The following is an 18075-nucleotide window of genomic DNA, read 5'->3' as shown; positions in this document are numbered from 1 at the left end:
ACGCGAAACACTGTTACAGTGTTTCATCACCTTTTAAGCCGATTGCGAAGCTATTGATGTAGTCATTTGGCTTATGACCATCGAACACCACGCCATCAATAAAGTCCGATTGCGGGGCTTTGAAGCCATCTTCTTTTGTGAAATCAGGGAATTCAGATGCCGCCATCACACCGTCTTCAATTAAGGATTTCGCTGCTTCAGCGTAGATATCTGGACGGTAAACCTTCTTAGCCGTTTCCATGTACCAGTCGTCTGATTTGCCTTCCGCAATCTGCCCCCAACGACGCATTTGTGTCAGATACCAGATGGCATCGCTGTAGTATGGGTAGGTCGCGTTGTGACGGAAAAAGACGTTGAAGTCTGGCACGTCACGTTTATCGCCCTTCTCGTATTCAAAAGTACCTGTCATCGAGTTAGCAATGACGTCGGCGTCCGCTCCCACATACTCAGAGCGAGATAAAATATCAACCGCCTCAGGGCGGTTGGCATTGTTGTTTTCATCCAACCACTTCGCCGCGCGAATCATGGCTTTCACCACACGGATATGAGTATTTGGGTACTCATCGGCCCACTCTTTACTCACCCCAAACACTTTCTCTGGGTTGTTTTTCCAGATTTCGTAATCGGTAATGACTGGCACACCAATGCCTTTAAAGACCGCTTGCTGGTTCCAAGGCTCACCCACGCAGTAACCGTAGATAGTACCGGCCTCAAGGGTGGCTGGCATTTGCGGTGGAGGCGTCACCGAAAGCAATGCATCGGCATCTAGCTGACCACTGATGTCGCCTTTTGCTGGCGCGTAATAACCTGGCTTAATCCCCCCTGCGGCTAACCAGTAGCGCAACTCATAGTTGTGTGTAGAGACGGGGAAAACCATGCCCATATTGAACGGTTTTCCTTGGGACTTATAAGAATCCACTACCGGTTTTAGCGCCGAAGCCGAAATCGGATGTACCACCTTGCCGTCTGGCCCAACAGGGATGTTCTTCTTCATTTCTTGCCAGACATCGTTGGAAACTGTGATGCCATTGCCGTTTAAGTCCATGCTAAAAGCAGTAATGATGTGAGCTTGAGTACCAAAACCAATAGTCGCACCCAGCGGTTGGCCAGCCAGCATGTGCGCACCATCTAGTTGGCCGTCAATCACACGATCAAGCAGCACTTTCCAGTTGGCTTGAGCTTCCAAAGTGACATACAGGCCTTCATCTTCGAAATAACCCTTTTCATATGCAATCGCTAAAGGCGCCATATCCGTCAGCTTAATAAAGCCAAACTTCAGCTCTTCTTTTTCTGGGTAGCCCAGTTCTGCAAAAGCGTGAGTCGCCAATACAGAACTTAGTGCTACCCCCAAAGTCGCTACTTTGACTGCACCCATTACCTTAGATAGTCCAAGTTTTGTCTCAAATACTGCTTTCATTCGCCGTTACTCCAATCCCGTTTATCAAGCCCAGAAACGAAAAAGGCGCCTGCAGCGATGAAGCTGCAGGCGCCTTTGCCATATCTTTCTAATTGATTAAGCCAATCCTAAATACCACGCCATTGCGGTAAGCATTGATTAGCTAAATTGATAACCATTATAAAGCATATCCTGTGCCAACTTGGAAAAATAACGTTAAATCAAAGAGTTATATGAAATATTAGGAGGCCTTAAGAAAAAGCGAGGCGGCTAATCGCACAAAAAGTGTTCACACCACATAGGGCATGAACCTTTTTAAGGCGATTTATTAGGAATTTGCGAGGGCGTCGTCCGCCTCAGATGGGCCGCGTTGCACTAATAACGCCAACGCTAGGCGATCTTTGATATGTAGCTTTTTAAAGGTCGCAGTTAAGTGCGCTTTAATCGTACGCTCGGTTACATCTAGTTCACGGGCAATCTCTTTGTTAGAAAGACCTTTGGCAACGCGATCAACCACATCCAATTCACGTTCGGAAAGCAGATCAGCCCCAGTAAAAGCATGGATGTCAAGTTTCACTTCTGACTGATTGGCAGATCGTTTAATCAGTTGTTGTATTAACTCTTTACCGCCCCAGATTTCGCCTGAATCCACCACAGACAGCACCAACCCCAATTGCTCTTTGGCAATATAAGGCGAACACTGTGCATTAACCCCCATAGACAACATACGGATTGCAGCAGACTGACTGCGCAAATAGGGGAAAGCGACAATTTTTATATCGGAGAATTTTTCACGCAATTGAACGACGAGTTCAACTCTCTCAGAGAAGGCATCGTTATCAAGGTAGACAAAGCAATAGTCAAAAGAGCCACTAGCCAACTGGCTAAGCGTTTCTTCAAACTCCTCGCTTTGGACTAAGCTTGCACCTGACGGAGCAACCTTCTTCCAATGTTCGAAGACTGAACCATTTGCGTTCCAGCACAATACTTTCAAGATCCGCTCCTTAACATCTAACGATACAGAATAGTCATTCAATTATATTAGTGCGACCTAATGGCAATCGTTAACTTTTGTAAATAACTTCCTATCTAAATCAATGATTTGTAACTACCTTTCACGAAGAGCATTCTGTCGAGCTTTGAAAATTGGTTTTAGTATGTAATCTAGTATTGTCTTTTTACCGGTGATGATATCCACCGATGACTGCATACCTGGAATGATAGACAACGGCGAATCGTCAGAACCCAAGTGACTTTTTTCCGTCCGAACCCTAACGACGTAGAAGCTATTGCCCTCTTCATCAAGAATAGTATCCGCCGAGATATTTTCCACCTTGGCTTCTAAGCCACCGTAGATTGAAAAGTCATAAGCCGTCAGTTTTACCACTGCAGGAAGCTCTGGTTTAATAAAGCCAATGTCTTCTGGGCGTATCTTCGCTTCAATTAATAAAGAGTCTTCTACTGGGACAATTTCCATCAGGCTCATACCAGGCTTAATTACACCACCTACGGTATTAATTTGTACTTGCTTTACGATCCCTTTGACTGGTGAGCGCACCAGGGTACGTTCTACTTTATCCGCCAATGAGACGCTGGCTTCTCTTATCTGATCGAGCTGTGAACGCACATCGGTCAGCTGCTCTTGAGATTCGGCACGAAACTTAGCTGTACTCTCTGCCAGTTTGGTACGAGCCTCTTCTAGCGCAGATTGAGCCCTTGGCAAAGCTAAACGCGTCGCCTGTAAGTCACCCTGTAATTGGTTAACTTGTCGTTCCAACTGCAGTAATTCCACGCGTGATACAGCGCCTCGCTCAAAGGCAGGACGCGTTAATCTTAACTCTTCATTAGCCAATTCATAGCTGTCTTGGAAGTTGCCAAGCTTGGCACGTTGTTCGACGATTTCTTGCTGTCGCTGGGCAATTTGCTGCTCAAAAATCGCCTGATTCGCACTTAGAGAAGCCAATCGGTTACGATACAAATCCATTTCACGATTGATTACCTCTGGGTAATCTTTCTGGATAAATTCAGCAAAAATAGGTTCTTCACCATTCGCTTCAGCATCCAAGCGCGCCGCACGGGCCATCAAATTGGCACGCTCTACCTGACGCTCTCGCAACGATGACACCGCTTCCGTATTCTCGATGGTCATCAGCAATGCGCCCTGAGCGACAACTTGTCCGACTTTGACATTGATCTCTTTGACGATCCCCCCTTCCAAGTTCTGAATGACCTGAACTTGGCTAGAAGGAATCACCTTACCTTGGCCAACCGTCACTTCATCAATAGAAGTGTAATGGGCCCATACTAAAGCACAGATAAGGAAAGCAAATACCCCCCAGAGAATAATTCGCCCTCCTTGAGGTGCTTTCAACATAATGGCGGCGTTGCGATCTGTGAGAAATTCCAAATCTGCCTGATCAACTTTATTACGTTCGTTACTTCTAGACATCATTAGCTCACTTTTAATTTACCTTGGCGCAATGCTTCAAACACATGCTCTTTCGGTCCGTCAGCTACGATACGGCCGCTATCCATGACAATCAGGCGATCCACTAGATCCAACATCGACGATTTATGAGTAATTAGGATTAGGGTTTTATCATCGATAATTTTCGCTAAGCGACGGCGCATTCGTGTTTCCGTGGTGTTATCCATGGACGCAGTTGGCTCGTCCAGCACAAGGATATTCGGATCAAACAAAAGCGCTCGAGCAATCGCTACGCTTTGGCGCTGTCCACCCGATAAATGAAGACCTCGCTCACCGACAATACTGTCTAATCCTGCAGCTCGTAGGTTAGCGAACTCAGAAACCCCCGATAATTCCGCGGCACAAACAATGGCCTCATCTTCAATATAGGGCACTCCAAAACAAATGTTTTCCTTGATAGAACCATAAAACAAGGTTACATCCTGCGATACTGCACCAATACTTCGCCTTAAATCGACAGGGTTAATTTGTCGTAAATCAATGCCATCGATGCGTACTGATCCTTCTTTTGGCTCATACAAGCCCATCATCAATTTACCAACTGTGGTTTTACCAGAGCCAATACGACCGATAATGGCGACTTTTTCACCAGCCTTAATCTTTAGATTAATATGAGAGACCGCCATTTGGTCTTGGTCTGGGTAGCTAAATGCTACATTCTCAAATTCAAAGCTGCCATCAAAGCGGTCTCGATGAACAAACTTGACATCGTCAGGTTGTTCTACTGGCGAGGCCATAATCGCATTTAAGCCATTAAATGCAGACTTAGCGTGATTATAACGAGCGGCTAATGCCGCAAACTGTGCCATCGGTCCAAGTGCTCTGCCGGTCAACATGACGCACGCTACCAATGCACCCATACTCATTTCCCGTTCAGAGATCATATATACCCCAAACACTACCATGGCCACAGTGGTCATTTGCTGCGCGACCATGGCAAAAGAAGAACAAGACTGCGCCAACTGACGAGTTTTCAACCCCCAATCAGCAATGTTGCCAACCGCTTGCTCCCACTGTTGCTGCAATGCGCCTTGAGCATTATTGATTTTGACGCTCTCGGCATTGGATAAGCTTTCTATCAGCACCGCATTTTTCTGGGTCGCGGTTTTTTGGCCTTCTTCAATAGAACGTTTCAATGGTTTCTGAATCGCGAATGAATACACCAGTACCGCTAAAATCGTAACAATTGGGATCAAGCCTAACGGACCACCAATCAAATAAATCACTGCCACGATCAAAAACATAAATGGAATATCGACCAAGGTAGTAATAGACGCCGAAGTAATAAAATCACGAATACTGTCGAAGTCTTGTAGATTCTTGGCAAAACCACCGACGGAGCGAGGACGAGACGCCATGGTAATATTGTTAACCTTGGCAAAGATGTTCGAGGAAATCAGTATATCGGACTTTTTACCGGCTATATCGATAAAATAAGCGCGCAATATTCTTAGCAAGAAGTCAAAGAAGTAAACCACACTGACACCAATCGCCAGCACCCAGAGGGTTTCAAAGGCATTATTGGGCACCACTCGGTCATACACGTTCATCACAAACAACGGGCTGACTAAAGCAAATACGTTAATCAGTAATGAGGCGATAAATACATCACGATAAATGCGCCAAGAGGCTGATAGCGTCCCCCAAAACCAATGTTTATGGTCTTCTTGTGAGGCGTCAAAGTCTGAACGCTTATCAAAACGAAATTGAGGGCGAATAAAGAAACAGTAACCAGAGTACAGCTCTTGCAAGCTAGACAAAGGCAAGGTGACTTCACCATCACCGGATTCTGGCATCAAGACAGTGGCACTGTCCGCTTGATGATCAATACTCAACAACACACAGGCGCTTTTACCCTTTAGTAAAAGTACGACTGGCATCAATTCTTGGGCAATTTTATTGATTGGGCGTTTCACAAATCGTGACACAAAACCAATACGTTTGGCGGCGCGAGTAAACACTGATGGTGTCATGCCCTCACTAGAGGTCGGCAAGCCAGACAAAATACCTTCTGCCGTATAAGGGTTATTATAAAACTTTGACAGTAATACCAAGCAATCTAGTAAAGGATCAACGCTGTCTAATTGATCGGAATAATCTTTCCAAGAAGACCCATCTCGGACTTTCGAATCTTGCTCTGGTGCTGACTCAAGCTCCGCTTGATCATATTGTTGATGCTTAGTTGAATCATGATCTTCAGTATCTGAAGCCACTGTCGCTCCTTTGATTGTTAATGTGGATGTATTTTTTGGTTTAAACTCATTATTGGCTGAAGCGATTCTAGAAACATCCTTGCTATCTTCAACATGTGAGTCTGTATCCAAATTACGAGCGGCTTTGCTCTCAACAAAAGCTGTTTGGGGGGAGTGTAATGACTCGGATTGAGTCTTCTGATCAAGATTGGCTTGTTTCAAATGTTCTTGTTGCAGCCATACATTCGCATTTTCCTTAATGCGGTCATCCTGTGACACGTTTTGCCCCCTATCGCTGTGACTCTTACTTTTCCGAAATAGTGGCATAAAGAAAGACTCTCTAAAAGACTATATCCAGCTGAACTTAGATAGATAAAAGACAACATAAATATAATACTATGGTTTAAAATCAGCCAAAGCGCTCAACAATTCGAGGAATTATTCATGCTCTATGCAAAAGTTAATGAATTAGGTGACATTATTGATGTGGCACCCTACCAAAATAACGATTACAAGACGCTAGTTTCACCGAACGACCCGCATGTCGCTGAAATTCTTGCTCGGAAACTCGATCATGACTCTTCTCAAGAACTGCTTTCCTCATCTGATCAAGAAATGATGCGCGTTCTAGAAGACTTGATTGATCTTCTGACTGAAAAACATCTTATCCATTTTACTGAGCTACCGATGGCCGCTCAGAAGAAACTACTTAGCCGTAAATTCGTACGTGGCATTCACTCTGGTAACAATGACATTCTAATCGGTGACATTCGTGACGATGACGCTTTAATTTAAGCGTCATCGTTGCAAACCTTACTCCCCAAACGCTACTGGACGCCCAACCCCGTAACCTTGTACCCCACTGATATCAAAACGTTGCAACACTTCCACTTGTTTGTCCGTTTCAACACCTGTTGCGATGACATCAATATTCAAGCTGTTAAACATTTTACACAGCGTATGCATAAAGAAAGATTCGGAATCTTTACCCACAGCTAGTTTTGTATAAGACGGATCTACTTTGACATAATCAGGCATCAAGGTTTGTAAATATTGGAAAGCAGAGAACTGCTTCCCTACGTTATCGATACCAAATTTCACTTGGTGTCTTTTCAAGGTTTGTACCAGTAAAAACGCATGATCTTCAGCCGCAAGCACACTTTGCTCAGACACCTCAAACGCTAGCTGTTGTTTCACTTTATCCGGCAGACCCTGCAGTAATTTGTCCAACCAACTTACAAATGACATCTTGGCATAGGCAGATGTCGACAAGTTGACCACAAAAGGTCCCGCCAGATTGGTGGTCTTAATGGTCTCAATAACGTGTCGAATAATGACTTGGTCAACCTGTTCACCTAAGTCAAATTGCTCCGCCAAACCAATAAAGTAACCAGCGTGATATTGCTTACCTTCAAATTCTAGACTGGCGAATAATTCTTGTTGTAACAATTTGTTACGATCATTCGCCGCCGCCACTGGTTGGCGTCGTAGAACGAAACTACGATGCTCTATGGCATATTCCAACATCTCTTTCCAAGCGATACGACCAATCGCCATTTTTTGACCGGTTTCAGAATCGAACACACTAAATTGGTTCGCACCGGCTTGCTTCGCCGAACGTAGCGCCGCATCGGCCTGGGCCATGGCATTGGAACGATCCACAGTCGCATCAATCACCACCGCACCAATATTGGCGACGGCTTCGGAATAACTAGCCCGAGCACTGGCGAGATCTTGAAGATCCAGCATGGCGCCAGCCACTAGTTCTTTCAGGCGAGCTATTTCAATATTTGGGACCAAGGCGACAAAGTCCGCACCACTTAAACGGGCTAACGTGGCATGTGGAAAACTGGACAAATGAGTTTCCAAAATGTTGGCGGTACTACGAATAAAGTTATCCGCCGCTTCATAACCCATTTCATTATTAAGTTTGGCCAAGTCAATCAAACTCACCAGCATCAAACCATCGAACGTTCGGTCTGACTCTGCGAAGTGAGCTGAGGCTTGGCTTTCGAAAAAGTTACGATTGCCTAGGCCACTGACAGGATCTTTGAAGGCTTTGGCCTGCAACCACTGAGCCGTTTGCGCTTCGGCGGCGAACTCTCGCTCTAGATTGGCCGCCATACGGTTCATAGATTCAACTACCGACTTCAACTCACGGGTTTTAGGTAGTTTTTTCATTTGAATAAAGCGGCGCTGTTGAATAGCTTCTGCTTGTTTTTCCACCTCAGAAAGGGGCTTAAACAACCAACGCAGTAATAATCCGCCCAATAAAATCGAAACAGCACCAATTGCAAGGAAAGACAGCAATAGATCTCGGCTTGCTAACCACAATTGGTAATAGCCATAACCTGCACTACCTGTGATATAGACTTGCCCCAATTCATTCCAACCGTTGGAAATTACAGCATTGGCGGTTGGCACATCAAAATCAATGGCACTAATGAACCAATTTGGTACCCCTGAAATCTTGGTAATGTTAGAACGTGCAATGTCCTGATCTGTCGCATAGGCATGCACGCGCACTTCGGAAAAGTAACCACTGTCAAACACCGCATTGACATAGCTTTCTACCGAGACGTAATCATTCAGGGCCATGTAATCTGACACCTGCATACTTAACGAGGTAGCAGAGTCTTGAGTGGTTGAGCGTAACTGTTCAATCAAATAACTCTTGGTTGTTTGAAAGTTAATCAGCATAACCACCATGAGCATGAGAGACAGCAGCAAAACAATAGTCAAAAGTAATTGTCGGAATAGTGTCACAGTAAGTCTCCTAGCCCTCTAAATCCGTTAATCGGTTATTTAAGTCCGTCCATAAACTCAGACGAGATGAGCCCCCTACTAGCTGACCGCGACCTTTTTCTTTGGCCAACCATAAGTTCTCTGCGTTAAATGAGTATATCGGTAATAAATCGTTGCGCTGAATCGCTGGTTTGATGGTTTTATCGAGGTTATCCAGCAGCACAGGGACAGACGTCGGTGTATGGTAATAAGCCAGCACCATATGGTGTTGATTCAATCTTAGGGCTTTAACGTACACTAACCTCAGTTTTGCATCGGGCACACCCAGCTCTCGTAAGGCAAAATATTTAGCGATGGTAAAATCTTCACAGTCGCCACCACCAGTGCCCAGAAACTCAATAGGCGTTGCCCAGTAATCGTTCTTGCCCCAATGAATTTGGTCATCAACAAACTGCATCATGTTGAAAAAGTTATTAATATTCTGCAGTTGCTGCTCAACCGCGAGTCCTCTGGACTCCTCAATGGTACGGCGCCAAGCCATAATGCGCAGTTCGGCGCGGGGGCCGTATTTTGCGCCCACACGCTTCGCTAAACTGACGTATTTTTCAGAAATATCGGCGATGAGCCAAGAAGATGCCCCCATTGTGCTAAGCAAAAGGGAAAGCGCCAGCCCGTAACCAAGCCAGTAGCGCATTTTCCTTAACACCAATGGGAACTGTTTGAGCATGACATCACTCAGCAGGTGCGTTTTTCGCGAAATCAGCCAATTGTTCAGAAGTCGCCTCACGCTGATACTTAGTTTTCCACTCTGCGTAAGGCTCTTTGTAGATCACTTCACGTGCTTGTTCGTAATCCATTTCAACACCACGCTCTTGAGCGGCTGCTGCGTACCATTTACTTAAACAGTTACGGCAAAAGCCCGCTAGATTCATCAAATCGATGTTTTGTACATCTTTACGCTCATCCAGATGCTCCACCAAACGACGAAAGGCCGCCGCTTGAACTTCCAATTCTGTTTGCTTATCCATAATAACCTCAATTAAGAGCGATGTTTGTGCTCTTCTGGTTGCTTAGACCATTGTAGTGCGATTGCGTTACTAAAAAAGTGTCTAATGTTAGAAATTTGTAAATTACCCAAACATTCTAAGGCATACACGGCCGCTTCGAGGGTCGATAATGCCTCGCCGTTGGGGGATTTACGTATTTCGTATTGCGAACTGGGTGCATTGGCAAACTTGCCCTGCTCAAATTGCGTTAAGCGCTCATCGACGAGCAACATTTTCTTTGCCTTGGGCCAAGTGCCATCCAACAACACCAGATGTTTAATTACGGTTCGCTCCGGTGGCGTCAGTGCCTCTAAGGCAACAGCCTCTGCACTGGGATACAGCAATAAAGTACTTGCAGGATCCAGCTCCGCAAAAAATGCGGACATTTGCACTGCATCGGCAAAGCACACAATACGAGTGTTGTCATAGCATAAAGCAAATAAACGCGCGCTATTCTTAGCGTGCTTCGCTTCCTGCTTATCTTGGATCACCCAAACCGTCACCTCACCTGATACTTCTTTAATCAGATGACAGACACACTGCCCAAGTGGATAACGGCAGTGTGTACACAGTGATCGTTTTATAAGCAGTTGGCTCAAGCCAACTGCTCCAAGTATTTCTTCACCACATTGTCCCAGCCAAATTCTAGCGCTTCTATAGTCAAAGCATGGCCGATCGACACTTCAGTGATACGCTTTTCACCACACAGTAAACCCACGTTATCAAGGTCTAGATCATGTCCAGCGTTCGCTCCTAAACCGGCATCAAGGGCAGCTTGCGCGGCTTCTTGATAAGTAGCATTTACTTGATCACGTTGTTCCGTATGGTAGGCATTGGCATAAGCCTCAGTGTACAGCTCAACACGATCCGCACCGATGTTTTTCGCTAACGCCATATTCTCCGCCACAGGATCCATAAACAGCACCACGCGGATGCCCTTCTCCTGAAGTTTAGCAATGACTGGGCGTAATGCATCTTGATCACGGCCAATATTCCAACCATGGTCAGACGTCAGCTGGTTTGGATCGTCTGGTACCAAGGTACATTGATCTGGTTCAACTTCGAGCACTACTTCAAGAAATTTTGCATCTGGAAAGCCTTCGATGTTCAGCTCACGACCTGGATATTGCTTTAACAATTCTTTTAAATCGTAGGCATCGCGGTAAGTAGCATGACGTTGATCTGGACGTGGGTGAATTGTAATACCAAACGCACCAAGCTCTAGGGTACGTTGTGCCATGGTCAACATATTTGGGTAATCACGGCCACGAGAGTTACGTAACAGGCCGATCTTGTTTAGGTTTACACTTAGGTGGGTCATGGTACTTCCTATCAGTAAATTTACCCTCAAAGTATACGCGATAGCCCCCTAGAACTTTAAGAATTAAATTTGACGGATCAACCGCATAGCTCGAGCTATGTTACAATTGCGACCTAGTTAAGGAGCTTATTGTGACCTACGAACCTTTTGACCATATTTATCAACGAGCGGTCACGCGCTTTCATAGCGAGTCACTGCTTAAAGCCAGTTTAGCTACCCCAAAAACGACGCAAGAGCTCTCGAGCATTGGCGATGATCGCTGGCTCGCGGCATTCACCCAAAAAGTGTTTCAGTCCGGTATGACTTGGCAGGTGGTACGCAACAAATGGCCCAATTTTGAAACCGCCTTCTTTGGTTTTGATGTGGAAAAGATGCTCTTGATCCACGATGAAATGTGGGAAGAGAAAGCCAAGGACCCAAGCATTATTCGCCACCTTGGCAAAGTCATGACCATTCGCGATAACGCCATTATGATGGCAGAAGTGCAAGCCAAGCACGGTAGCTTTGCTAACTTCGTCGCCCAGTTCCCAAGCGATAACATTATCGAGCTTTGGCAATACTTGAAAAAGCATGGCGCCCGCTTAGGCGGCAACACTGGTGCCTATACCTTACGTATTATGGGCAAAGATACTTTTTTACTCAGCAAAGACGTGGAAGGTTACTTGCGCCATCAGGGCATTATCAGCACTGGGCGCGATACGCAAGCCGCACTAAAAGCTGCCCAACTCGCCTTTAATCATTGGCACGAACAATCTGGCTTGCCCTACTGTCAAATCAGTCAGTGCATCGCCTACAGCGTTAATTAACGGAGACATTATGGCCGATTTAACCATCGATATCGTTGCAGACCCAGTATGCCCTTGGTGTTACTTGGGCTACACACGTTTAAAAGCTGCTATGGAGCATTTGGGCGACGATTTCCGCTTTGATATCCACTGGCTGCCTTTTGAATTACACCCTGAGGTCGCTAAGGCAGGCGTTTCTCGTTCCCAGTACCTGGGCCAGAAATTTGGCAGCCAAGAGAAGCTGAATGAAGTAACCCATGCGCTACAAAACGTCGGTATTGAAGCGGGGCTTGAGTTTAACTTTTCTGATAAAGATGTAATCCCGAATACCAAACTGGCGCATCAGTTTATTGCTCAAGCGAGCCGTATGAACCTTGCTACACCTATGATGATGGCGCTGTTTTATGCTTACTTTACTAAAGGCGAAAACATCGGTGATCAAGACATTCTGGTGCGTATTGCCAAAGAAGTCGGTTTGCAAGAAGAAGACATTGAAGACGCTCTATCACGTGAAGCCGAGCTGCTGGTAGAAGAGAAAATGGAGCGTTTAGCCAAGCTTCAGATTCAATCCGTGCCTACCTACATCATCAATGAGAAGTTTTTGGTTCAAGGTGCTCACCCACCAGAAACCTTCGCCGAAATCCTTACCGATATCACCAAAGAAGATGGCGCTTAAAGCGCCATTTTTATTCTACTTTAGCAAACACTTATTTATTAGAGAAAATCTATTAAAGACAACACTTAAATAAATAATATTTTGTTGATAACCATTATCACTCCACATAAAATCGATATCAAATCGAATTGAGAGTGATTTTCATTTTATGTACGTTTGTCTTTGTAGTGCTGTATCAGATAAAGCGATTAAAAAATCCATCGCCAATGGTGCCACCACCATGCGTGACCTTTACCGCGAGCATAATTTGGGTAACCAGTGCGGCAAATGCTGTAAAGATGTGAAGGGAATTCTAAACGAGGAGCTAATCAAACTAGCGGACGAACTCCTCGTTCAAGTGGCTTAGTCGATCGACGACTCGCCCATTTGTGACTGTAGGTAGTTCTGAAGACCTGCAGTCTGAATCAAACTCTGTTGCGTTTCCAGCCAATCAATCTGCTCTTCTTGCTCGTCTTGGATCTTCTCCAACACATCACGACTGATAAAATCTTTCTTCGCCTCACAAATTTTGATGCCCGCTTGTAAATCAGGCAAGGTCGCCATTTCAAACACTAGATTTGAATCGATCATCTCTTGAGCATCTTCGCCGATACGCAGACGACCTAGATCTTGTAGGTTTGGCAAACCTTCTAGAAACAAAATACGCTCGATCAAACGATCGGCATTTTTCATCTTTTGGATAGAGGTTTTGTAGTCCGCTTTATCCAGTAAATCAAAGCCTTGGTCTTTGAACATACGCGCATGCAAGAAGTACTGGTTAATACCTACCAATTCATTTGCTAGTACCTTATTCAGACTAGCAATAACGTCACGATCACCTTTCATGATAACTCCTGCTTACATTTGTGATTGAATGTAGTTTTGCTCACCGATGGTATCCATCAGACGTAGCTGCTTTTCCAACCAGTAAACGTGATCTTCTTCGGTATCAAACAGCAGTTTCTCAAGCATCTCACGAGTTTGGTAGTCACCTTCTTGCTCACAAGTAGCGATCACATCGCGTACCGCTTCCACGACTTCAAGCTCTAGGGTTAGATCATTTTGCATGATCGAACGAACGTCTGTGCCCACCAGAATATCACGGCGCTTCGTTAGACATGGCGTGCCTTCTAGGAACAAAATACGCTTGATCAACCAATCACAATGATCTTTTTCTTCGTCCATTTCATGGTTTAAGCGCTCGTACAACTTACTCAAACCCATGTCTTCATACATACGAGAGTGAATAAAGTATTGATCGATGGCTGCTAGTTCGTTTTCCAATAGCGCGTTCATGCTATCAATGACTTTTTGACTACCTTTCATTGGGGTATTCCTCTTTTTTGTAATAGCTACTTATAACGTAGCATGAAAATATTTCTATGCGAGTTGCGCTTAGTAAAGCTTACGACTCGCTTGCCTTCCCTTCGCCCACTTTTACTTCAAGCTGGTCAATACGCTGGAAACCGCGTGGCAATTTCAGACCACGGCGACCACGTTCACCAATGTAGTCATTCAGCTCTTTCTCAGTAAACGAGGTAAATCGCTTACCGCTGTGCGCCAGTAGCAGATCCTCTGGCTGTACTGAGGCCATGGCACACACCCATTCCTCACGATCTTTAGCTCGTGCGGCCGAGATGCTGAGCATCTTATTGCCCTTACCTTTCGCCATCTGTGGCAAAGAAGCCACATTAAAGGCCAGCATACGCCCTTCATTTGACACAACAATAGCACGCGCCGTTTCTGGGTCAGCAATTTTCACTGGCGGTAATACTTCAGCATTGGCTGGCAAGCTCAACGTCGCTTTACCGGCTTTGTTCTTCGCATGCAGGTCGCCCAATTTCGACACAAAACCGTAGCCAGCATCGGAGCCTACCAAGTAGTAGGCGTCATCATTATCCAATGCCGCCGCAACAATATGGGTACCCTTTTCTAAACTGATACGCCCAGTAATGGGTTCACCTTGGCCACGAGCAGACGGCAAGGTGTGCGCTTTTACGGAATAAGTACGGCCATTGGATGCAAACAATACTAGGGTTTGGTTAGAGCGCCCTTTGGTCGACAATAAGAACTCGTCACCTGACTTATAACTCAAACCGCGCTCATCAATATCGTGGCCTTTCGCAGCACGAATCCAACCTTGTTTCGATAGCACCACCGTAATCGGATCATTCGATAACAGATCTTCTTCACTAAACGCTTGCGCTTCTTTTCGCTCAATGATTGGTGTGCGGCGATCATCACCAAAGTCGTTAATCGCTTCTTCGATTTCACCAATAATCAATTTTTTCAATTTCGCATCGGACGCTAGGTAAGCTTCCAGCTGCTGACGTTCTTTCTCTAGCTCGTCTTGCTCAGCACGAATGCGCATTTCTTCAAGCTTGGCCAAGTGGCGCAATTTCAGCTCAAGAATAGCTTCCGCTTGGGTGTCCGTCAGGCTAAAACGCTCCATTAACACCGGCTTAGGCTTGTCCTCGTTACGGATAATTTCGATCACTTCATCGATATTCAGAAACGCGATCAATAAGCCTTCTAGGATATGCAGGCGGTTTAACACCTTGTCCAAGCGGTACTGAATACGCTTGCGCACCACTCCAATGCGGAAACGTAACCATTCGCTGATAAAGGTGGTTAGCGGTTTCACTTGTGGCAAACCGTCCAAGCCGATCACGTTCATATTAACGCGGTAAGACTTTTCTAGATCCGTGGTGGCAAACAAGTGCGTCATCACACCTTCCACATCAACACGGTTGGATTTCGGTACGATCACTAAACGCGTTGGGTTCTCGTGGTCTGACTCATCGCGCAAATCCACCACCATTGGCAGTTTCTTCGCCTGCATTTGTGCCGCGATTTGCTCTAGGATCTTGCTGCCCGACACCTGATGCGGCAATTCGTAAACAACGATTTCACCTTCTTCGACCTGATAGCGCGCACGGGCTTTTACTTGGCCTTTACCGGTTTCGTAAAGCCTACGAATGTCACTGCGTGGGGTAATGATTTCACCACCGGTTGGAAAATCAGGGCCTTGCACATATTCTAAAAGATCATCCAGCTCCGCTTTAGGATGCTTCAGCATATGGATACAGGCTTGCCCCACTTCACGCAGGTTATGGGGCGGAATGTCCGTCGCCATCCCCACAGCGATGCCTGTGGTGCCGTTTAATAATAAGTTCGGTAAGCGCGCCGGTAATACAGAAGGTTCATCTAGAGTACCGTCAAAGTTTGGCACCCAATCAACCGTGCCTTGATTAACTTCCTTTAACAGAACATCGGCATATTTTGATAGGCGCGATTCGGTATAACGCATCGCTGCGAAGGACTTCGGATCGTCTGGTGCGCCCCAGTTACCTTGACCATCGACTAATGGGTAACGGTAAGAGAATGGCTGCGCCATTAAGACCATGGCTTCATAACAGGCACTGTCACCGTGTGGGTGGAATTTACCCAACACATCCCCGACCGTACGTGCCGACTTTTTATACTTAGCGGTGGCTTTTAAGCCCAGCTCACTCATGGCGTAGACAATACGTCGTTGTACAGGTTTCAATCCATCGCCGATATGCGGTAACGCTCGATCCAGAATGACGTACATGGAGTAATTTAGATAAGCTTTCTCGGTATAATCTTTTAGCGAAAGCGTTTCATTGGCTTCAAAGTTTGTCATGTCACTCAAAAGCGTGGTCCTTTCTTAAACGGGGAAGTAGGCGAAAAAGCCTAAACATTTCGATAACTTAAATATTGCCACCTACTATAATCAGGCACCTTTTAGCCTGCAACCGTTGTGCGAGATGAAATACAGATTAGTCGTTTTTTTCTTTCCGATATACACTGATTGGTATCAGTGTTAAGACAGGACACGTCAATGAAAGCAACGCTTGGTAAAGACAGCTGGCAAAAAATCGTACATCACTCGGATATTTTGCGCGTCTATGAGGTGCAGCTCGCGATGAATGAGCATGCCAATCACAACTTTTGTTTTCCTTTTGACAGTCTACTCACCGTCACGGAAGGACAGGTATTTCTCGAATCCCCGCACGAAGAAACTAGTTTAAAGGCCAACCAAGCCGTATGGCTCAGCCACAATCAGGCGATTCGCTGTGTGGCAGTGTCTCCTATCGCCCATGTCTTTGTCGTGGTGTTTATGGGGCAGAGTATTCGTCAACAAGATCGCTTTGAGCGTTTCGCTAGTGGTACCGAGCACAAACATGAATGTTCCAGCGGCGTGACCCACTGGCGGGTCGATAACAAAGATTTTGCCAAGATTGAATGGGTCATGTTACCAGCGCAATACCATGAACCTACTTACTATGTGAAAGAGTCGGAAGAGTTTATTCTGCCGCTAAATCATGATCACTCGTTGTGCATCGCCTTTGAAGAAAGCGAGTTAGCAGCCATCGGTGAAAGCGGCTTGGTAGTCACACAAGGCCGCTCTCGCAGCCTGGTTAACACAGCCAATAAACCCATCACCTATTTGAGTGTGGTGTCGCCCTACCCGAAACACAGCCGCATACTAAAGTTAAAGGCCCATCATTCTTAAATTAGCGCAGGGTCAGTGCCGTGAGGACATGGTCTTCCCACTGACCATTGATCTTAAGATAGTTGCGCGCCATGCCTTCTTTCTCGAACTTTAACCTTGCCAATACAGCAGCGCTCTTTTGATTACGCGGCATATAACAGGCCTGAATACGATCGATATTCAGCTCTTTGGAAATGTATTCAATCCCTGCTTTGAGGCATTCCTGCATATAGCCTTGTCCCTGAAGATCTTGCGCCAAGCTATAGCCTAATACACAAGATTGAGACACGCCGCGGGCAAACTGCGAATAGTTGCTGTAGGCCAGCATGCGTTCCTGTTTTGGATCGAGCAAACACAGCACACAACCGCGATCTTCAATGAAGTCTCGACGCATCTCTTTGATACGCAGTCGACAGGTATCTTCGCTGTAAAAGTCTTCAGTACGCAGGGGTTCCCAAACCGCCAAATGCTCGCGCTGCTCATTCACATAGGTTTTAAGCAACCCAACATCATCGTGATCTAATAGTTTCAGCACTCCCCTTGGTGTTTTAATCATGGGAAAGCGAGCGTTATCGCGCCAACCTTGAGGATTCAAAACCACCTTCTCCTTATGCACTTCCATCAATTTTAAACTGTAACGATCAAACCAGAATTGACTACCAATCGACAGGGTTCGGTTCATCATGGTGTGATGCATCCATGCTTCTGCCTGAGATTTTTCACGCCAGTAAAATGCCAATCTAGAGGCTTCTTCCGCCACCCATTCGTAATACAGAAAGCCATCTTGCTCTGCCGCCAGCTCAATAACTTTCTCAGTCATTACACGATACATAACATCGTCACGTAGAACCGATGTATCAATACAGACCGCGTAATATGGGGTCGCAAATTCATTGCCCATCTAGCCATTCCCTTAAACACTTTATAA

General features: G+C 45.7%; 18 protein-coding genes. 5 read left to right on the top strand and 13 right to left on the bottom strand.

Annotated elements, in window-relative coordinates:
• Positions 1 to 13 precede the first annotated feature (13 nt).
• The 4 genes from ACOSVP_RS10255 to ACOSVP_RS10240 all read right to left on the bottom strand — a co-directional run bounded on the left by ACOSVP_RS10255 (position 14) and on the right by ACOSVP_RS10240 (position 6097).
• Positions 14 to 1375, bottom strand: a complete 1362-nt coding sequence (locus ACOSVP_RS10255) for a CmpA/NrtA family ABC transporter substrate-binding protein (protein WP_487347418.1) — start codon at positions 1373 to 1375, stop codon at positions 14 to 16.
• A gap of 349 nt (positions 1376 to 1724) precedes the next feature.
• Positions 1725 to 2390, bottom strand: coding sequence for a response regulator transcription factor (locus ACOSVP_RS10250; RefSeq protein WP_487347399.1), 666 nt, complete (start codon positions 2388 to 2390; stop codon positions 1725 to 1727).
• A 114-nt stretch (positions 2391 to 2504) separates the two neighbouring features.
• Complete coding sequence (locus ACOSVP_RS10245; protein ID WP_487347398.1) at positions 2505 to 3848, bottom strand: HlyD family type I secretion periplasmic adaptor subunit; 1344 nt, start codon at positions 3846 to 3848, stop codon at positions 2505 to 2507.
• Positions 3848 to 6097 carry a type I secretion system permease/ATPase gene (locus ACOSVP_RS10240; RefSeq protein WP_487347397.1) on the bottom strand — a complete coding sequence of 750 codons (2250 nt, stop codon included), beginning with the start codon at positions 6095 to 6097 and terminating at the stop codon, positions 3848 to 3850. The genes ACOSVP_RS10245 and ACOSVP_RS10240 overlap by 1 nt, the downstream gene beginning before the upstream one ends.
• Positions 6098 to 6520: 423 nt before the next feature.
• Between ACOSVP_RS10240 and ACOSVP_RS10235 the strand changes: the two genes are divergently transcribed.
• Positions 6521 to 6871 (top strand): hypothetical protein, encoded by a 351-nt coding sequence (locus ACOSVP_RS10235; protein ID WP_487347396.1) that lies wholly within the window; start codon positions 6521 to 6523, stop codon positions 6869 to 6871.
• An 18-nt stretch (positions 6872 to 6889) separates the two neighbouring features.
• Here the strand turns inward: ACOSVP_RS10235 and ACOSVP_RS10230 are convergent, their stop codons facing one another.
• Genes ACOSVP_RS10230 through ACOSVP_RS10210 form a run of 5 tightly spaced genes read right to left on the bottom strand, consistent with a single transcriptional unit; the run spans position 6890 to position 11188 of the window.
• Positions 6890 to 8842, bottom strand: coding sequence for an EAL domain-containing protein (locus ACOSVP_RS10230; protein ID WP_487347395.1), 1953 nt, complete (start codon positions 8840 to 8842; stop codon positions 6890 to 6892).
• Between the two features lie 10 nt (positions 8843 to 8852).
• Positions 8853 to 9515, bottom strand: coding sequence for a transglutaminase-like cysteine peptidase (locus tag ACOSVP_RS10225; protein WP_487347394.1), 663 nt, complete (start codon positions 9513 to 9515; stop codon positions 8853 to 8855).
• 37 nt (positions 9516 to 9552) lie between these two features.
• Positions 9553 to 9849: a DUF1244 domain-containing protein gene (locus ACOSVP_RS10220; RefSeq protein WP_487347393.1), complete on the bottom strand. Its 297-nt coding sequence runs from the start codon at positions 9847 to 9849 to the stop codon at positions 9553 to 9555.
• A gap of 11 nt (positions 9850 to 9860) precedes the next feature.
• On the bottom strand, positions 9861 to 10466 hold the full coding sequence (locus ACOSVP_RS10215) for a tRNA-uridine aminocarboxypropyltransferase (RefSeq protein ID WP_487347392.1): 606 nt from the start codon (positions 10464 to 10466) through the stop codon (positions 9861 to 9863).
• Positions 10463 to 11188 carry a pyridoxine 5'-phosphate synthase gene (locus ACOSVP_RS10210; protein WP_487347391.1) on the bottom strand — a complete coding sequence of 242 codons (726 nt, stop codon included), beginning with the start codon at positions 11186 to 11188 and terminating at the stop codon, positions 10463 to 10465. The genes ACOSVP_RS10215 and ACOSVP_RS10210 overlap by 4 nt, the downstream gene beginning before the upstream one ends.
• Before the next feature lie 131 nt (positions 11189 to 11319).
• Here ACOSVP_RS10210 and ACOSVP_RS10205 point away from each other — a divergent pair, with 131 nt between their 5' ends.
• From ACOSVP_RS10205 to ACOSVP_RS10195, 3 genes are all read left to right on the top strand, one after another.
• On the top strand, positions 11320 to 11994 hold the full coding sequence (locus ACOSVP_RS10205) for a DNA-3-methyladenine glycosylase I (RefSeq protein WP_487347390.1): 675 nt from the start codon (positions 11320 to 11322) through the stop codon (positions 11992 to 11994).
• 10 nt (positions 11995 to 12004) lie between these two features.
• Positions 12005 to 12649, top strand: coding sequence for a DsbA family oxidoreductase (locus tag ACOSVP_RS10200; protein ID WP_487347389.1), 645 nt, complete (start codon positions 12005 to 12007; stop codon positions 12647 to 12649).
• Between the two features lie 148 nt (positions 12650 to 12797).
• Positions 12798 to 12995 carry a (2Fe-2S)-binding protein gene (locus ACOSVP_RS10195; protein WP_487347388.1) on the top strand — a complete coding sequence of 66 codons (198 nt, stop codon included), beginning with the start codon at positions 12798 to 12800 and terminating at the stop codon, positions 12993 to 12995.
• On the opposite strand, the gene bfr (ACOSVP_RS10190) is transcribed toward ACOSVP_RS10195, so the two are convergent.
• From bfr (ACOSVP_RS10190) to parC, 3 genes are all read right to left on the bottom strand, one after another.
• Positions 12992 to 13474: a bacterioferritin gene (gene bfr, locus ACOSVP_RS10190; RefSeq protein ID WP_487347387.1), complete on the bottom strand. Its 483-nt coding sequence runs from the start codon at positions 13472 to 13474 to the stop codon at positions 12992 to 12994. The genes ACOSVP_RS10195 and bfr (ACOSVP_RS10190) overlap by 4 nt on opposite strands.
• Positions 13475 to 13486: 12 nt before the next feature.
• Positions 13487 to 13954, bottom strand: coding sequence for a bacterioferritin (bfr, locus tag ACOSVP_RS10185; RefSeq protein ID WP_487347386.1), 468 nt, complete (start codon positions 13952 to 13954; stop codon positions 13487 to 13489).
• A 79-nt stretch (positions 13955 to 14033) separates the two neighbouring features.
• The gene (gene parC / locus ACOSVP_RS10180) at positions 14034 to 16304 is read right to left on the bottom strand and encodes a DNA topoisomerase IV subunit A (protein ID WP_487347385.1); all 2271 of its coding nucleotides are present in this window, start codon (positions 16302 to 16304) and stop codon (positions 14034 to 14036) included.
• A 189-nt stretch (positions 16305 to 16493) separates the two neighbouring features.
• Between parC and ACOSVP_RS10175 the strand changes: the two genes are divergently transcribed.
• On the top strand, positions 16494 to 17168 hold the full coding sequence (locus tag ACOSVP_RS10175; protein ID WP_487347384.1) for a hypothetical protein: 675 nt from the start codon (positions 16494 to 16496) through the stop codon (positions 17166 to 17168).
• Between the two features lies 1 nt (position 17169).
• Here ACOSVP_RS10175 and ACOSVP_RS10170 read toward each other — a convergent pair whose 3' ends face one another.
• A complete protein-coding gene (locus tag ACOSVP_RS10170) occupies positions 17170 to 18048 on the bottom strand; it encodes a GNAT family N-acetyltransferase (RefSeq protein ID WP_487347383.1) in 879 nt (292 codons plus the stop codon).
• Between the last annotated feature and the right edge of the window lie 27 nt (positions 18049 to 18075).

Source organism: Marinomonas sp. HM11-D (assembly GCF_057626615.1).
The sequence above is the reverse complement of the archived record's forward strand: the minus strand, read 5'-3'. Positions and strand labels throughout refer to the sequence as shown.

Coding starts and splice junctions, on each gene's coding strand:
- ACOSVP_RS10255 (WP_487347418.1), bottom strand. CDS start 1,375: ATGGGTGCAGTCAAAGTAGCGACTTTGGGGGTAGCACTAAGTTCTGTA.
- ACOSVP_RS10245 (WP_487347398.1), bottom strand. CDS start 3,848: ATGATGTCTAGAAGTAACGAACGTAATAAAGTTGATCAGGCAGATTTG.
- ACOSVP_RS10235 (WP_487347396.1), top strand. CDS start 6,521: ATGCTCTATGCAAAAGTTAATGAATTAGGTGACATTATTGATGTGGCA.
- ACOSVP_RS10225 (WP_487347394.1), bottom strand. CDS start 9,515: ATGCGCTACTGGCTTGGTTACGGGCTGGCGCTTTCCCTTTTGCTTAGC.
- ACOSVP_RS10220 (WP_487347393.1), bottom strand. CDS start 9,849: ATGGATAAGCAAACAGAATTGGAAGTTCAAGCGGCGGCCTTTCGTCGT.
- ACOSVP_RS10210 (WP_487347391.1), bottom strand. CDS start 11,188: ATGACCCACCTAAGTGTAAACCTAAACAAGATCGGCCTGTTACGTAAC.
- ACOSVP_RS10200 (WP_487347389.1), top strand. CDS start 12,005: ATGGCCGATTTAACCATCGATATCGTTGCAGACCCAGTATGCCCTTGG.
- ACOSVP_RS10195 (WP_487347388.1), top strand. CDS start 12,798: ATGTACGTTTGTCTTTGTAGTGCTGTATCAGATAAAGCGATTAAAAAA.
- bfr (WP_487347387.1), bottom strand. CDS start 13,474: ATGAAAGGTGATCGTGACGTTATTGCTAGTCTGAATAAGGTACTAGCA.
- bfr (WP_487347386.1), bottom strand. CDS start 13,954: ATGAAAGGTAGTCAAAAAGTCATTGATAGCATGAACGCGCTATTGGAA.
- ACOSVP_RS10175 (WP_487347384.1), top strand. CDS start 16,494: ATGAAAGCAACGCTTGGTAAAGACAGCTGGCAAAAAATCGTACATCAC.
- ACOSVP_RS10170 (WP_487347383.1), bottom strand. CDS start 18,048: ATGGGCAATGAATTTGCGACCCCATATTACGCGGTCTGTATTGATACA.